Raw genomic sequence first — 14,960 nt, forward strand, 5'->3', positions numbered from 1 at the left:
ATGTGCGATAGTCACCACGCGGGACGGCATATATTATGCTCGCAGTGCGATCTGCTGGTGGCCTTACCGCCGCTGGCTCACGGTCACAAGGCGGCGTGCCCCCGCTGCGGCACAACGCTGACGACGGAATGGTTTGCACCCAGACAGCGTCCTACCGCCTATGCGCTGGTGGCGCTGTTTATGCTGCTGCTGTCGAATCTGTTCCCGTTCGTGAACATGAACGTGGCGGGTCTGAAAAGCGAAGTGACGCTGCTGCAAATCCCGCGCGTGATGTTTTCTGAAGATTACGCCAGCCTCGGGACATTTTTTATTGTCTTTGTGCAGATGGTGCCAGCATTTTGCCTGATCGCCATCCTGCTGCTGGTCAACCGTGTAGCGATGCCGGAAAAGTTGACCGTTGCGCTGGCGCGCGTCCTGTTCCAGCTAAAAAGCTGGGGTATGGCGGAGATTTTTCTCGCCGGGGTGCTGGTCAGCTTCGTCAAGCTGATGGCCTATGGGGACATCGGTATCGGCAGCAGTTTCATTCCCTGGTGTCTGTTTTGCATCGTGCAACTGCGGGCGTTTCAGTGCGTTGACCGCCGCTGGCTGTGGGATGATATCGCCCCGATGCCAGCCGTGGCGCAGCCTTTAAAACCGGGCGTCACCGGGCTGCGGCAGGGGCTGCGTTCCTGCCCCTGCTGTACAGCGATTCTGCCCGCCGATCAACACATCTGCCCGCGCTGCCATACGGTGGGCCACGTGCGGCGTAAAAACAGCCTGCAATGGACGATGGCGCTGCTGGTAACGTCCATTCTCCTGTATTTACCCGCCAACATTATGCCGATCATGATCACCGATCTGCTGGGTGATAAAATGCCGTCCACTATTCTGGCGGGGGTGATCCTGCTGTGGAGCGAAGGGTCTTATCCGGTAGCCGGAGTGATTTTTATCGCCAGTATTATGGTGCCGACGCTAAAAATGCTGTCGATTGCCTGGCTGTGCTGGGACGCGAAAGGCCACGGAAAACGTGACCGGGAGAGAATGCACCTGATTTATGAAGTGGTGGAATTTGTTGGCCGCTGGTCAATGATTGATGTATTTGTAATTGCGGTCCTCTCTGCGCTGGTGCGCATAGGAGGGCTAATGAATATTTATCCTGCGATGGGCGCATTGATGTTTGCGCTGGTAGTGATAATGACCATGTTCTCGGCCATGACCTTCGATCCGCGTTTGTCCTGGGATCGGGAGCCGGAAGAAAGCCATGAGGAGTCGTTATAAGCATGGAAACGAAAAAGGGTGAGGCCCAGGTGCAGAAAGTGAAAAACTGGTCCCCTGTCTGGATATTTCCGATCGTCACCGCGCTCATTGGCGCGTGGATCCTGTTTTACCACTATAGCCATCAGGGGCCGGTAGTGACGCTGATCACTACCAACGCCGAAGGGATCGAGGGTGGAAAAACCACCATTAAAAGCCGCAGCGTCAACGTTGGGGTCGTGGAAAGCACGACGCTCACCGACGACCTGACCCACGTTGAGATCAAAGCGCGTCTTAATGCCGGAATGGAAAAGCTGCTGCATAAAGATACCGCGTTCTGGGTAGTCAAACCGCAGGTCGATCGCGAAGGTATCAGCGGTCTGGGGACGCTGCTGTCCGGTGCGTATATTGAGCTACAGCCGGGCAATAAAGGCAGCGAACCGGCGAGCTATGAGTTGCTGGATGCGCCACCGCTGGCACCCCCGGACGCGAAAGGTATCCGCGTGATCCTTGACAGCAAAAAGGCCGGTCAGCTTAGCCCCGGCGATCCGGTGTTGTTCCGTGGCTACCGCGTTGGCTCGGTGGAAACCAGCACCTTTGATACGCAAAAACGTTCCATGAGCTATCAGCTGTTTATCAATGCGCCAAACGATCGTCTGGTCACCAGCAACGTCCGTTTCTGGAAAGACAGCGGGATCGCCGTCGATCTTAACTCGGCGGGGATGCGCGTTGAAATGGGCTCGCTGACCACCCTGTTCAGCGGTGGCGTAAGTTTTGACGTGCCGGACGGGCTTGAACTGGGTCAGCCGGTGGCGGAAAAGAGCGAATTTAATCTGTATGACAGCCAGAAAAACATTCAGGAATCGCTCTATACCGATCACATTGATTATCTGATGTTCTTCAAAGATTCGATCCGTGGGCTTCAGCCGGGCGCACCGGTGGAATTCCGTGGTATCCGCCTTGGCACCGTTGGTGAAGTACCGTTCTTTGTACCGGGTCTGCGTCAGGCGCTGAATGACGATTACCGCATTCCGGTGCTGATCCGCATTGAACCTGAGCGTGTTGCCAGCCAGCTTGGAGAAAATCCGGACCTGGGGAGTCATCTGTCCGATCTGCTGAAGCGCGGCCTGCGTGGCTCGCTCAAAACCGGCAACCTCGTAACGGGCGCGCTGTACGTTGACATGGATTTCTATCCAAAAGCCACGCCGGTGACCGGTATGCGTGAGTTTGGCGGGTATAAAGTCATTCCGACCGAAAGTGGCGGGCTGGCGCAGATCCAGCAGCGTCTGATGGAGACGCTGGATAAAATTAATAATCTTCCGCTTAACCCGATGCTCCAGCAGGCGACCAACACGCTGACAGAAAGCCAGCAGACGCTGCGCCGCCTGCAAACCACGCTGGATAACCTGAACAAGCTGACCGCCAGTCAGTCGGCGCAGGAACTGCCTGCGGATATGCAGAAAACGCTGCGTGAGCTTAACCGGAGTATGCAGGGCTTCCAGCCTGGCTCTGCGGCCTATAACAAAATGGTGGCGGATATGCAGCGCCTGGATCAGGTACTGCGTGAGTTACAGCCGGTACTGAAAACCCTGAACGATAAGAGCAACGCGCTGGTCTTTGAAGCGAAAAGCAAAAAAGATCCTGAGCCGAAGAGGGCAAAACAATGAAAAAGTGGCTGATGGTCGCAATGGCGCTGGCGTTATCCGCGTGCAGCAGCAGTGAGGACGCAAAAACCTGGTATCAGTTGCCGTCGGCGCAGCACACCACCCAGAGCGTCGCCAGTCAGGGAAGCCGTCTGCTATGGGTTGAACAGGTGACGGTGCCGGATTATCTCGCCGGAAACGGCGTGGTGTATCAGACCACCGACGTGCAGTACGTTATCGCCAATAACAACCTGTGGGCCAGCCCGCTTGATCAGCAACTGCGTACCACGCTGGTGGCTAATCTCAGCAGTCAGTTGCCGGGCTGGGTGATCGCCTCCCAGCCGCTGGGTAACGATCAGGATACCCTCAACGTGACGGTGACGAGCTTCCACGGACGTTATGATGGTCACGTGATTGTCAGCGGTGAATGGCTGCTGAACCATCAGGGACAACTGATCAAGCGCCCGTTCCATGTGGAACTGGCGCAGCAAAAAGATGGTTATGATGAGATGGTGAAAGTGCTGGCACAGGCGTGGAATCAGGAAGCCACAGCCATTGCCAGTGAGATCAAACGTCTGCCATAAGTAAAATTAATAATGTTAAAGGCGCGTCGGAAATCTTTTCCGCCGCGCCTTTTTTTATTTTTATCATCAGTCCGTTACTGGCTTTACGTCACAATTTTTTCACAAATGAAAGTTTGCTTAGCTCACAAATATGACATCGGTATGAAATTTGCGCATTGACGATCAACTTTTTTCAGGTTATTCGTTACATGTGGTTGCGCGCTTTGTAGCCACTGTTTTCTTTTCCACCAGACCAAAAAGATGAGGGAAACGAGGCATGAAGAGACAAAAACGAGATCGCCTGGAACGGGCACATCAAAGAGGGTATCAGGCGGGTATTGCCGGACGCTCAAAAGAAATCTGCCCCTATCAGGCGCTGAATCAGAGGTCATACTGGCTTGGAGGCTGGCGAGAAGCCATGGAGGACAGGGCCGTTATCGCCTGATTCTGTCTCTTTAAACAAGAAACCTCCGCGCGCGGAGGTTTCGCCTGTTAACGCATCAGAACGCCGAAGTATCCTGGAACAGACCGACTTTAAGGTCGGTAGCCGCATAAATCTGACGACCATCAACCAGCACTTCGCCATCGGCGAGGCCCATAATCAGACGGCGGTTTACGATCCGCTTGAAGTGAATACGATAGGTCACTTTCTTCGCGGTCGGCAGAACCTGACCGGTAAATTTCACTTCGCCCACGCCCAGCGCGCGGCCTTTGCCTTCACCGCCGAGCCAGCCGAGATAAAACCCTACCAGCTGCCACATCGCATCCAGACCCAGACAGCCAGGCATGACCGGATCGCCGATAAAGTGGCAACCGAAGAACCACAGGTCAGGATTGATATCCAGCTCGGCTTCAACATAGCCTTTATCATAGTTGCCGCCCGTTTCGGTCATTTTGACCACACGGTCCATCATCAGCATATTGGGAGCGGGTAACTGCGGGCCTTTCGCACCAAACAGTTCACCACGGCCAGAGGCAAGAAGGTCTTCTTTTGTATAGGATTCGCGTTTATCTACCATGTTCTCAGTAAGCCTTATTTTAGTGAAGCACGCAGGATAGCTAACACGTGTACGCTGAACAAGTCCGATCAGTTTGAACCGAACCCGCCGAGCCAACGCAGCGGCCAGGGATAGCGATGACGCGCGTCCGGCTGAAGAGCCTGGGCTATCCGCTCCTGTATCGTTTGCAGAAGGGTGGTCTGCCCCTCACCGTCCCAGGGGAGCCGGGTCAGTAGAGGAAGCGCATCGGTAACATCATCGATCGCCCAGATAAAGAATTGTTCCGTCGCGACGGCGTCCAGAACCGGCTGTGCAAGGCTTAAGTGTCGCACATTGGCCGCCGGGATAATGATCCCTTGCTGCCCGGTCAGGCCGCGCTGCTGGCAAATCGCAAAAAAACCTTCGATTTTTTCGTTCAGGCCGCCCACCGGCTGGGCGCGACCAAATTGATCCACTGAACCGGTAATGGCCAGATTCTGACCAATTGGCGCATTTGCCAGCGCGCTAATAAGCGCGCACAGCTCGGCCATGGACGCGCTGTCGCCATCCACTTCGCTGTAGGATTGCTCAAAGGTCAGCGAAGCAGAGAAGGGGATTTGCTGATCGAGTTCCAGTTCTGTCATCAGAAACGCCTGCATGATCATCATGCCCTTGGCGTGAATGTTACCGCCCAGCTCGGCTTTACGCTCGACGTCGGTAAACTCGCCGTCGCCAACGTGAACCACGCAACTGATGCGTGATGGCTCGCCAAACGCGCGCGGATGGCCTGGGAATTCCACCACTGAAAGAGCATTAATTTGCCCGACCTGCTCGCCATCCGTTTCAATCAGGATTTGCTCCAGCAGAATTTCATCCTGAATGCGCTCGGCAAGGAACCCTTCACGCCATTCACGCTGAACCAGCATGGTCTGCAATTGCTCCGCATTAAAGACGTTACCGTCAGTAAAAGCAGACACTTCACGCAGCTGGCGGGTGATCCACAACGGACACAGCGGAAGCGTATCCCGATCACCGGTGTACCTCACCGCTTCGCGAATGAATATGGGCCACGCGTCGGCGGCAGGCGCTGGAAGCTGGCGATCGGCGGCAACCTGGCAAATCCACTGGCACCATTGCTGCATATCTTCCGCGTCAACGACCTGGAAGTTATCTTCAAATTCGCTGTAGATCGCGTTTTCAGCCAGCTCCGGCTCCATCTCCTGGAAGTCAGCCAGCGAGTCGCGCTCGCCCACGAGGATCACTTTCAGCGACAGCGGCATAGAGGGAACGCTGACCGGCAGCGGACGGGATTCGTCAAAGGCAACCCAGTCAAAACGCTGGAGGGCAACGATCATCTTCAGGCGCATCCACAGCAGCGGTTGTGCCAGCAGGGTGCGCAGCGAGACTATCAGTACGCCGCCGTTGGCCTGATGGACCAGACCCGGATGCAGAGAAATTTCACCATTGAACTGACGCACGCAGCCGAAAAGCTGCTCGGCCTCTATCCATTCCGCACACACGGTTTTACCGGTACCGGCAAAGTTATCGTCCGGCGAACGGGCTGGCTGAAAAGTGACGTGGCTCCCGTTTACCTGATACTGAACGCCGGTGAGTTTGCCCTGCGGCGGGTAAAGCTGCGTCGCTGTCGCCGCCAGCAGATGCAGATACTCGATCTCTTCCGGGGCTTTTACCAGCATAAAAGGGGATACCGACTGCGGACGCAGTAACTGCTCCAGCGCATAGAGCAGACGGTCCTGGGTGCCGTTTAACAAAGCGTCGTCTTCAGATGCAAAATCTGGCTGCGCAAACACATCCTGATAGCTTTCCGTATCGGGAGTCAGATCGCGCCATGCAAGTTTATTTATGGTCAAAGTCGATAGTTTTTAGTCAGATTCAAAGCGCGCGATTATACCGCATGGCGCAGTGGAGCACACGGAGAATAGATAACCAACGTGCGGTAAAACTGATTTCGAATTGTCGCAGGCGATTTCTGCTCAGCACATCCTGAAAAAACTGTTATCCTGAATGAGTTACACGGTCACATTGAGATCGCGATGAAATATCAACAACTGGAAAATCTTGAGAGCGGCTGGAAGTGGAAGTACCTGGTGAAAAAGCACCGGGAGGGTGAACTGATCACTCGTTATCTGGAAACCAGCGCCGCCAGAGAAGCCGTCGATTTATTGCTAAAACTCGAAAATGAACCGGTTCAGGTGAATAGCTGGATAGATCAGCATATTAATCCCACGCTGTTGAACCGCATGAAGCAAACGATTCGCGCGCGGCGCAAACGACACTTCAATGCTGAGCATCAGCATACGCGTAAAAAATCGATCGACCTGCAATTTGCGGTCTGGCAGAGGCTGGCGGGACTCGCCCAGCGACGCGGTAAAACGCTGTCGGAAACGATTGTGCAGCTTATCGAAGATGCTGAGAATAAAGAAAAGTATGCCAGCCAGATGAGTAGCCTGAAGAGCGATCTTAAGGCGCTGTTGGGAAAAGAATAGAACTTTTGATCGACGATCGACAGGCATAAAAAAACCCCGCAGGGCGGGGTTTTTTATTGACGATAACTTAAGCCTGCGGCTGAGTTACAACGTCTTTGATACCTTTAACTTCGATCTCAACGCGACGATCCGGAGCCAGGCAATCGATCAGGGCAGCGCGAGGTTTCACGTTGTCACAGGTGTTGCCAGTAACCGGGTTGGATTCGCCCATACCACGTGCGGAGATCTTGTTAGCCGGGATACCTTTGGAGATCAGGTAATCAACAACAGACTGAGCACGTTTCTCAGACAGACCCTGGTTGTAAGCGTCAGAACCGATGCGGTCGGTGAAGCCCAGAACCACGACAGAACCGTCTTTCGGATCCAGGTTGCTCAGCTGGCTGTACAGCTGATCCAGTGCCTGCTGACCTTCCGGTTTCAGAGTTGCTTTGTTGAAGGTGAACAGAACGTCAGACTTCAGAGTGAAGTGTTTGGTCTGTACTTCAGGTGCCGGAGCCGGTGCCGGAGCAACTACCGGTGCAGCATCTTCCTGCTGGCCGAAGCGGTAAGAAACACCCAGGCTCAGCAGACCGTTGTCCGGACGAGTACCAACGGTGTTAGCGTCGCCGATGTTGTTGGTCCACTGGTATTCCAGACGGGTAGCAACGTCACGCGTTACAGCCCATTCCAGACCACCTGCGAAGACCGGAGAAACACCGGTATCGTGATCTTTGAAGGTGTCGCCGCTTACGCGAGACTGAGCTTTAGCGTCTGCACGCCAAACCATACCACCCAGACGGGTATAAACGTCCAGATCGTCAGCTACCGGGTAGCTCAGTTTGGTGGTCAGCTGAATGCCCTGTGCTTTGAAAGCGCCATTAACATTGTCGCCTTTGTACGGCATACGGCCTAACCAGTCATAACCCAGTTCGAAACCAACGTACGGGTTAACCTGGTAACCACCGAAGGCACCAGCACCAAGCTGGCTTTCGTGGGTCGGACCATCGTTCGGGATAAACCCGGTGTCATGGTACTGGGACCAGCCCAGTTTAGCACCAGTGTACCAGGTTTCGTCTTTCGGAGCGGCCTGCGCTACGGTAGCGAAGCCAGCCAGTGCCACTGCAATCGCGATAGCTGTCTTTTTCATTTTTTGCGCCTCGTTATCATCCAAAAATCGCCATGAATATTCAAAGAAACTCACGGTTAAATCCTTCACCGGGGGCGTGTCTCAAAAATTACGCTGCCGATATTAACGGCTTAGGTCGAGCACCCCTGGCGATGTAAAGTCTACAACGTAGTTGGAAACTTACAAGTGTGAACTCCGTCAGGCATATGAAAAAAAAGAGTTGCTGAACATATTATGAAACATTTAAGCACGATTTTTGGACAGTGAAACAGCCCGGAAACCGCACCAGACAAGCATTGTCGCGAATTTTACCTGTATAATAAAAAGGTTGCTGACATATTAAAAAAAATGCCAGGAAAAGTCTTAAATGGGATTAATGATACAAATTTGAGTGAATTTTTAGCCCATTGAAGTGTCTGCCGCTTTGATTACTCCCCCTGATGGGACGCATCACAAAGCCCATTGCATGACCTTCCTCAGCCGCCATCACCAGGCGTGAATATTCTTCTTCGGTCAGCTCGTCTGTCAGCCAGCCAATAACCACGCTGTAGTTACCGGTACGCAATGCCCTGATCATGGATTCCAGGGTATTGCACGGTGACATTTGGCTAATTTGCATCACTTTGGTTAAGGGCAATCCGGCAGCCTGAACCCATTCCCGGCTCAGTTTTTGCTGCGGCGTCAGCCAGAGCTGCCAGCGCGATTGCTGACCGAGCTGCTGGAGCAGGGGCAGTAAAAGCAGTTGGGTCATCATGGGCTGGTCTTCACGATAGACAACTTCGCTGATTAAGCCGGTAGAGGTTTGCTCATTAGCAGCATAGACCCTGGGGCTTGCCGTTGACGAAAAAGAAGACCTGCGATTTGCATAACCTGAAGTGTACATAATCAATCCAGCCCTGTTGGTTACTGTATGCATATACAGTATCCCGGTTGCGTATAAAGATCAACCTCATTTTCTGAAAGCGACTCGCAAATTTGGACTTAAGTCATCCTGAAAACGAAATTCATCTTGCCGCGCGGCTCGAAGTTGCCTATTTTCCTGATTAGCGGATCCGTTAGTATAAGTAATGTTTTATCTACATGATTTTTAAGGATTAATCATGAACGATGTTTCTTACAAACGGATTTATCAGTCGCAAGAATACCTTTCATCTTTGGGGGATGTTCGTTATCGGGCGCTCTTTGGCGGTTATAGTCTGGCCATTGATAATACGGTCTTTGCCATGGTGGCTAAAGGGGAACTGTATCTGCGGGTGTGCGAAGAAAGCGCACCCTATCAGGTAAAACATGCAGCGTCACTGCTGACGCTGTTTAAACGCGGTCGTCCGATTTTACTTAACTATTATCGGGTCGATGAATCCCTCTGGCGAGATCCACAAACGCTTGTCCACCTCAGCTCTTTTTCACTACAGGCCGCCCGGCAGGAGAAAGTTCAGCGCCAGCATGAAAAAAGGCTTAAGGATTTGCCAAATATCACCTGTCATCTGGAAGTCATGCTGATGGAGGCCGGAATTGGCACTCAGGAAGAACTGCGTGCGCTGGGTGCGCAGCAGGCATGGCTTAGGATCAGAAAGAAGAAAAAATATTTATCGGTAAAGCTGCTTTATGCGCTGGAGGGGGCGATTGCTGGCGCACACGAAGCAACACTGCCGGTACAAAGACGACAGGAGCTCACCGACTGGCATAACAGCCTGCCTGCCGTTTTCGGTAACCCTTCGGATTAACATGATGCGCTAAACAGCGTAAATCCGCCCCTGTATCCCCATCGCGATCGGGATACAGGGGACACTGAATTTCAGAAGATAACGCCGCCATCAAAATCGGCATGGCCGGATTAACACTGAGTGCCGTTGAGGGTTAAAGCTGTCGCTACAATTTTTGCCCGGTCGTATACCTTCAGGATTTTGGCCTGCGCGTATTACAGAACGGGGTTGTGCAGCGTTAAGCAGGACACTTAACGCTGCCTGTACCGGGTTAAGGACGGGAAGGCGCGACCTGCTGTTGCAGATGGCTAATCTCTGGCAGGAGCGTCACCAGTAGCCCGATTTGTTGCAGTACCAGCGGTTCCGTACTGTGGGTATGAGGTTCAAGATGCCGGATACGCTGGATTAGCTCATCCAGCACCTGCCGCACGCGCGGTTTATCGGCTTCGTTATGATGAAAGGCGTCGTCAACGTAACATACCGCATCGTCCAGCAGCGCCAGCACCTCGTCATTACTGAGCTTTTCGCGGTGCGCGCCCAGCGCTGAAATATAGCTGGTGAAGGTGTGATTCAGGCACAGCAGGCGGAAGGCATTTTCAAGCGTTTCAGCGGAAACCTTCGGTTCAGTGGACATATTTGACACCACCGACGCCAGCTCCGCATTGCGGTTATAGGCATCACGGCGCGCGATTCGGTAAGAGAGACGGTTATCCCGGCCCTGATGATATTGCTCAAGAATGGCGTCCAGATAACGGCAGTTAGCGTTAATGGCTTGCTCCAGCACGCGCGGTAAATTGCGGAACTTCCAGTCCGGCCAGATAAAGCTCACCGCTGCCCAGGCGATGGCGCAGCCGATGAGGGTATCGAAAATACGCGGTAGCGCGACCTCAAAACCTTCGCCCAGCAGGTTAAAGCACAGCAGCACCAGCAGGGTAATAAACATGGTGGCGTGCGCATACTGGACGTTGCGAAAGGCGAAGAACAGCACCCCGGTCAGCACGATAAGGATCAGTTGCCCCTCAATGGACGGGACAAAAAACAGGACCGGCAGGCCAATCGCCACCCCGACCAGCGTACCGAGCACGCGCAGCGCGAGGCGATGACGGGTCGCGTTGTAGTTTGGCTGGCAGACGAACAGACTGGTAAGCAATATCCAGTAGCCGTGGTGCAGCCCGGTAAACTGAATAAACGCGTAGCCCACGCACAGCACCACAGACATCCTCACCGCATGGCGAAACAATGCGGATTCCGGGGAAAAGTTGCGGCTTAAGCGCAGGCGGATATCGCTAAACCCATGCAGGCTGTCATCCGCCAGCAAATTTTCGGTCTCGCTGCGCGGTTGCGGTTGACCTGATTCAATGGTCGCCAGTTGGGCGTCTATCGCCCGCAGATTATTAAGCAGAAAGCCCAGCGCTTTGATTTGATCGTCCGGCACGCCGGATGCCCGCACCCGATCGAGCGCCGCATCGAGATGAGTAAACGCTTTTTCAAAGCGCGGATCGTGCTGCCAGGGCGTACGCAGGCGTATTGCCTGGGCGAGCTGCTGGCAGGCCTGCGCCTGCATTGACAGCAGACGCTGAAAGCGAAACATCACGTCGCTGTAGCGGAAGCTGTCGCGCAGGGTCTGATACTGAATATGCGACGAACTGGCGCGTTCATGAATATCCTGGGCGACAAAATAGTAATGCAGCGTTTGCCGGGTACCGCGCTGTCCACGGTCACCGCGCAGGCGCGTGAGCAATGACGCTTTGGTCTGATTCAGGATCGCCACCAGTTGACCGTTTGCCAGCGCCAGATCATAGGTTGGAGCCTGGCTTTCATCTTCAATATCAGGATCAAAGAGGCGGGATTTCAGCTCCAGATAGTGCGCCAGCTGCTCATAGCTGCGGGCCAGATTATCCTGCAACGGGCGAATCGGAAAAATAAGGTGTCCGCTAAGCGTCAGCAGGTTATACCAGACCGCACCGGCCAGCAGCAGTAGCGGCTGCTGATACCAGTGCGCATAAAGCGAAACGCCAAGCATGGTGTAAATGGCGATCAGCAGCGCACCAAAGGCGATGGTCGCGTAGCGCTGGCCCAGCCCGCCCAACAAAATAAAGCTGCTGGTGGAAATCGTCAGGCCGAGGGCAAACAGCCACGGCCAGTCAAACAGCAATTCTACCGACGCCGAAGCGATAAAAAAGCTGACCAGGGTAATGGCGAGATTGCGCAGCCGCCCGGTAAGACGATCGTCGAGATCGGCCAGCGCAGCGGCGACCACGCCGAGCGTCAGCGGGATCGTGAGTTTCACCTCTCCCAGCCACCACGGCAGCGCAGTGCTGCCGCATAAAGCGATGAAAATTCTGACGTTATAAAGCCAGGCGCTATTCCCTGTATAGCGGCGGATCAGGGGGCTTAGCATAGCGATAATAATCCTGTTGACTGAAAGCAATAAGGTGCGGCGCAATCCATTTTGATGAAGACCGCGCGGCAATCTAAGGGCCAGAAAGCGGCTGGCGTTATTGTTATAAGCGTTGCCGGAAGCCAGACGAGCGGGCAGAAATGTTCTTCGGCATAAATTTCAGGATATTCAAAATGGTGCGCATACAGCCTCAATAATAATACGGGAATAACGCTTTGCGGCAATTGTAACGTTTTTTTGGCTGGAGCACCCGGTATCTGACGGTTAAACTGATGAGCAACAGGTACCGTCAGGATCAAATGTAGCATGGAACTGAAAGCAACCTCTTTAGGCAAACGCATGGCGCAGCACCCCTATGACCGGGTGGAAATCCTTAACGCCGGGGTCAAAGTGTCCGGGGAACGTCATGAATATCTCATTCCTTTCAATCAGCTCATTTCCGTTCACTGCAAGCGCGGGCTGGTATGGGGCGAACTGGAGTTTGTCCTGCCGGAAGATAAAGTTGTGCGGCTGCACGGAACCGAGTGGGGCGAAACCCAGCGCTTTCATAATCATCTTCTCGCGCTGTGGCAGCAGTGGAGCGCGCAAATGAGCGACATCGCTGCCGGGGTGCTGAACGAACAGCTTGAGGAAATTGCCCGCAGCAGCGCCGGGGGCACATGGCTGACCCGTCAGCAAACGACGGGGCTGCAAGAGAAAATTCTGCGTGCGCTGGATGCTCTGCCGGTGCCGACCAGCCGCCTCGACAATTTCGATAACTGCCGCGACGCCTGGCAGCAGTGTCAGGCGTGGCTGAAAGACAGCGAAAGCTGCCGACTGGCGCATAACCAGTCCTTTACTGAAACCATGCTCGCTGAGTATGCGGAATTCTTTGAACAGATCGAAAGTTCGCCGCTTAACCCGGCCCAGGCGCGGGCGGTGGTCAATGGCGAGCCGTCGCTGCTGGTGCTGGCTGGCGCTGGCAGCGGCAAGACTTCAGTGCTGGTGGCGCGTGCGGGCTGGCTGCTGGCGCGCGGTGAAGCGGCAGCGGATCAAATCCTGCTGCTGGCGTTTGGCCGTAAAGCGGCGCAAGAGATGGACGAACGCATTCGTGAGCGGCTGCACACCGAAGAGATCAGCGCGCGCACGTTCCATTCGCTGGCGCTGCATATTATTCGTCAGGGCAGTAAAAAAGTGCCGGAGGTGAGCGCGCTGGAAAACGACGCCGCCGCTCGCCAGAAGCTGCTTACCGATGTCTGGCAGCAGCAGTGCCAGGAGAAGAAAGCCCAGGCCAAAGGCTGGCGGCAGTGGCTGGAAGACGAAATGGCGTGGGAATTGCCGGAAGGAAGTTTCTGGAATGATAAAAAAGTGCTCCGGCGTATAGGCAGCCGCCTCGACCGCTGGGTCAGCCTGATGCGGATGCATGGGGGAGCGCAGGCGGAGATGATCGCCTCAGCGCCGGAAGAGGTGCGCGACCTTTTCAGCCGTCGCGTCAAACTGATGGCCCCGCTACTGAAAGCCTGGAAAACGGCATTGAAGGCGGAAAATGCAGTGGACTTCTCAGGTCTTATTCATCAGGCCATCAACGTGCTGGAGAAAGGGCGCTTTATCAGCCCGTGGAAGCACATTCTGGTGGACGAGTTTCAGGATATCTCGCCACAGCGTGCCGCGCTACTGGCGGCGCTGCGTAAGCAGAATACCCAGACCTCACTCTTTGCGGTGGGCGATGACTGGCAGGCAATCTATCGTTTCAGCGGCGCGCAAATGTCGCTGACCACCGCGTTTAATCAATATTTTGGGGAAGGCGACCGCTGCGCGCTGGACACGACCTACCGCTTCAACAGTCGCATCGGTGAGGTGGCGAACCGCTTTATTCAGCAGAATCCTCACCAGCTAAAAAAACCGCTTAACAGCCTGAAGGCGGGCGATAAAAAAGCGGTCACGTTAATGGCCGACGACCAGCTTGATGCCCTGCTGGACAAGCTCAGCGGCTATGCCCGCCCGGAAGAGCGTATTCTGCTGTTGGCTCGTTATCATCACCTGAAGCCAGCCACGCTTGAAAAAGCGGCAACCCGCTGGCCGAATCTGAATCTGACGTTTATGACGATCCACGCCAGTAAAGGACAGCAGGCGGATTACGTGATTATTTTGGGTCTGGAAGAGGGGCAGGAAGGTTTTCCGGCCCCGGCACGGGAATCGGTGATGGAGCAGGCGCTGCTGCCGCAACCGGAAGACTACCCGGATGCGGAAGAGCGCCGCCTTTTGTACGTGGCGATCACCCGTGCCCGGCAGCGCGTCTGGCTGCTGTTTAACAAACAACAGCCGTCTGATTTTGTCGAAGACTTAAAACAGCTCGACGTGCCGGTCGCGCGCAAGCCGTGATTATTTCAGGCGTTCGGCAAGATAGCGTTGATAATCGGGGATCAGGATCTCAATGCTGTCGCTGAACTGCGGCGACTGAATAATAAAGTCAGCGGTGGAGACGTTAGTGGCAACCGGAATATTCCACACCGTTGCCAGCCGCAGCAGGGCCTTGACGTCAGGATCGTGTGGGACGGCATTGAGCGGGTCCCAGAAAAAAATCAGCACGTCGATTTTGCCTTCGGCAATCAGCGCTCCGACCTGCTGATCGCCACCCATCGGGCCGCTTAACATTGCGTTTACGTCAAGCCCGGTCGCACGCTGGATCAGCTTGCCGGTCGTCCCGGTAGCATACAGTACATGCTGCGTCAGCAGCGGCTGGTGACGCTGGACCCATTTCATCAACATCTCTTTGCAGTGATCGTGCGCGACCAGCGCAATATGCTTACGCGGCGGTAGCGAGCGTGTCGTCAGTTCCATAATAAATA

Annotated in this window: 14 protein-coding genes; 7 read left to right on the forward strand and 7 right to left on the reverse strand. The window is 54.5% G+C overall.

Translation table 11 applies throughout. The annotated features are described in order from the left end of the window. The 4 genes from pqiA (at position 1) to rmf (ending at position 3,884) form a co-directional block, all read left to right on the forward strand. On the forward strand, positions 1 to 1,257 hold the full coding sequence (pqiA, locus tag RT197_RS07650; RefSeq protein ID WP_312948902.1) for a membrane integrity-associated transporter subunit PqiA: 1,257 nt from the start codon (positions 1 to 3) through the stop codon (positions 1,255 to 1,257). A gap of 2 nt (positions 1,258 to 1,259) precedes the next feature. Further along, complete coding sequence (gene pqiB, locus RT197_RS07655) at positions 1,260 to 2,900, forward strand: intermembrane transport protein PqiB (RefSeq protein ID WP_312948904.1); 1,641 nt, start codon at positions 1,260 to 1,262, stop codon at positions 2,898 to 2,900. Beyond that, positions 2,897 to 3,460, forward strand: a complete 564-nt coding sequence (pqiC, locus tag RT197_RS07660) for a membrane integrity-associated transporter subunit PqiC (RefSeq protein WP_312948906.1) — start codon at positions 2,897 to 2,899, stop codon at positions 3,458 to 3,460. Before pqiB ends, pqiC begins: the two co-directional genes overlap by 4 nt. A gap of 256 nt (positions 3,461 to 3,716) precedes the next feature. Continuing rightward, entirely contained in the window at positions 3,717 to 3,884 is a 168-nt protein-coding gene (gene rmf, locus RT197_RS07665; RefSeq protein WP_312948908.1) for a ribosome modulation factor, read from the forward strand. A gap of 55 nt (positions 3,885 to 3,939) precedes the next feature. Here rmf and fabA read toward each other — a convergent pair whose 3' ends face one another. Next, complete coding sequence (gene fabA / locus RT197_RS07670) at positions 3,940 to 4,458, reverse strand: bifunctional 3-hydroxydecanoyl-ACP dehydratase/trans-2-decenoyl-ACP isomerase (protein ID WP_312948909.1); 519 nt, start codon at positions 4,456 to 4,458, stop codon at positions 3,940 to 3,942. 68 nt (positions 4,459 to 4,526) lie between these two features. Beyond that, entirely contained in the window at positions 4,527 to 6,287 is a 1,761-nt protein-coding gene (locus RT197_RS07675) for a Lon protease family protein (protein ID WP_312948911.1), read from the reverse strand. 183 nt (positions 6,288 to 6,470) lie between these two features. Here RT197_RS07675 and matP point away from each other — a divergent pair, with 183 nt between their 5' ends. Next, complete coding sequence (gene matP, locus RT197_RS07680) at positions 6,471 to 6,923, forward strand: macrodomain Ter protein MatP (RefSeq protein ID WP_312948913.1); 453 nt, start codon at positions 6,471 to 6,473, stop codon at positions 6,921 to 6,923. 67 nt (positions 6,924 to 6,990) lie between these two features. Here matP and ompA read toward each other — a convergent pair whose 3' ends face one another. Together ompA and sulA are read right to left on the reverse strand one after the other, a co-directional pair. Further along, positions 6,991 to 8,049, reverse strand: a complete 1,059-nt coding sequence (gene ompA, locus RT197_RS07685; RefSeq protein ID WP_312948915.1) for a porin OmpA — start codon at positions 8,047 to 8,049, stop codon at positions 6,991 to 6,993. 352 nt (positions 8,050 to 8,401) lie between these two features. Then, a complete protein-coding gene (gene sulA / locus RT197_RS07690) occupies positions 8,402 to 8,911 on the reverse strand; it encodes an SOS-induced cell division inhibitor SulA (protein WP_312948916.1) in 510 nt (169 codons plus the stop codon). 217 nt (positions 8,912 to 9,128) lie between these two features. On the opposite strand from sulA, the gene RT197_RS07695 reads away from it, so the two are divergent. After that, positions 9,129 to 9,752, forward strand: coding sequence for a TfoX/Sxy family DNA transformation protein (locus RT197_RS07695; RefSeq protein WP_312948917.1), 624 nt, complete (start codon positions 9,129 to 9,131; stop codon positions 9,750 to 9,752). A 250-nt stretch (positions 9,753 to 10,002) separates the two neighbouring features. Here the strand turns inward: RT197_RS07695 and yccS are convergent, their stop codons facing one another. Both yccS and RT197_RS07705 read right to left on the reverse strand, forming a co-directional pair. Next, on the reverse strand, positions 10,003 to 12,132 hold the full coding sequence (gene yccS / locus RT197_RS07700) for a YccS family putative transporter (RefSeq protein ID WP_312948919.1): 2,130 nt from the start codon (positions 12,130 to 12,132) through the stop codon (positions 10,003 to 10,005). Then, entirely contained in the window at positions 12,126 to 12,440 is a 315-nt protein-coding gene (locus RT197_RS07705; protein ID WP_312948921.1) for a hypothetical protein, read from the reverse strand. The genes yccS and RT197_RS07705 overlap by 7 nt, the downstream gene beginning before the upstream one ends. Here RT197_RS07705 and helD point away from each other — a divergent pair. Continuing rightward, the gene (helD, locus tag RT197_RS07710) at positions 12,439 to 14,493 is read left to right on the forward strand and encodes a DNA helicase IV (protein WP_312948922.1); all 2,055 of its coding nucleotides are present in this window, start codon (positions 12,439 to 12,441) and stop codon (positions 14,491 to 14,493) included. The genes RT197_RS07705 and helD overlap by 2 nt on opposite strands. On the opposite strand, the gene mgsA is transcribed toward helD, so the two are convergent. Next, positions 14,494 to 14,952: a methylglyoxal synthase gene (gene mgsA / locus RT197_RS07715; protein ID WP_312948923.1), complete on the reverse strand. Its 459-nt coding sequence runs from the start codon at positions 14,950 to 14,952 to the stop codon at positions 14,494 to 14,496. Positions 14,953 to 14,960 lie beyond the last annotated feature (8 nt).

The sequence above is a fragment of the Superficieibacter sp. genome, assembly GCF_032071645.1.
In the GTDB taxonomy this organism is placed as follows: domain Bacteria; phylum Pseudomonadota; class Gammaproteobacteria; order Enterobacterales; family Enterobacteriaceae; genus Superficieibacter.

Bases quoted from the DNA above. Each gene is read 5' to 3' on its own strand.
- pqiA (WP_312948902.1), top strand. From the start codon at position 1: ATGTGCGATAGTCACCACGCGGGACGGCATATATTATGCTCGCAGTGC.
- pqiB (WP_312948904.1), top strand. From the start codon at position 1,260: ATGGAAACGAAAAAGGGTGAGGCCCAGGTGCAGAAAGTGAAAAACTGG.
- pqiC (WP_312948906.1), top strand. From the start codon at position 2,897: ATGAAAAAGTGGCTGATGGTCGCAATGGCGCTGGCGTTATCCGCGTGC.
- rmf (WP_312948908.1), top strand. From the start codon at position 3,717: ATGAAGAGACAAAAACGAGATCGCCTGGAACGGGCACATCAAAGAGGG.
- fabA (WP_312948909.1), bottom strand. From the start codon at position 4,458: ATGGTAGATAAACGCGAATCCTATACAAAAGAAGACCTTCTTGCCTCT.
- matP (WP_312948913.1), top strand. From the start codon at position 6,471: ATGAAATATCAACAACTGGAAAATCTTGAGAGCGGCTGGAAGTGGAAG.
- ompA (WP_312948915.1), bottom strand. From the start codon at position 8,049: ATGAAAAAGACAGCTATCGCGATTGCAGTGGCACTGGCTGGCTTCGCT.
- sulA (WP_312948916.1), bottom strand. From the start codon at position 8,911: ATGTACACTTCAGGTTATGCAAATCGCAGGTCTTCTTTTTCGTCAACG.
- RT197_RS07695 (WP_312948917.1), top strand. From the start codon at position 9,129: ATGAACGATGTTTCTTACAAACGGATTTATCAGTCGCAAGAATACCTT.
- yccS (WP_312948919.1), bottom strand. From the start codon at position 12,132: ATGCTAAGCCCCCTGATCCGCCGCTATACAGGGAATAGCGCCTGGCTT.
- helD (WP_312948922.1), top strand. From the start codon at position 12,439: ATGGAACTGAAAGCAACCTCTTTAGGCAAACGCATGGCGCAGCACCCC.
- RT197_RS07705 (WP_312948921.1), bottom strand. From the start codon at position 12,440: ATGCTACATTTGATCCTGACGGTACCTGTTGCTCATCAGTTTAACCGT.
- mgsA (WP_312948923.1), bottom strand. From the start codon at position 14,952: ATGGAACTGACGACACGCTCGCTACCGCCGCGTAAGCATATTGCGCTG.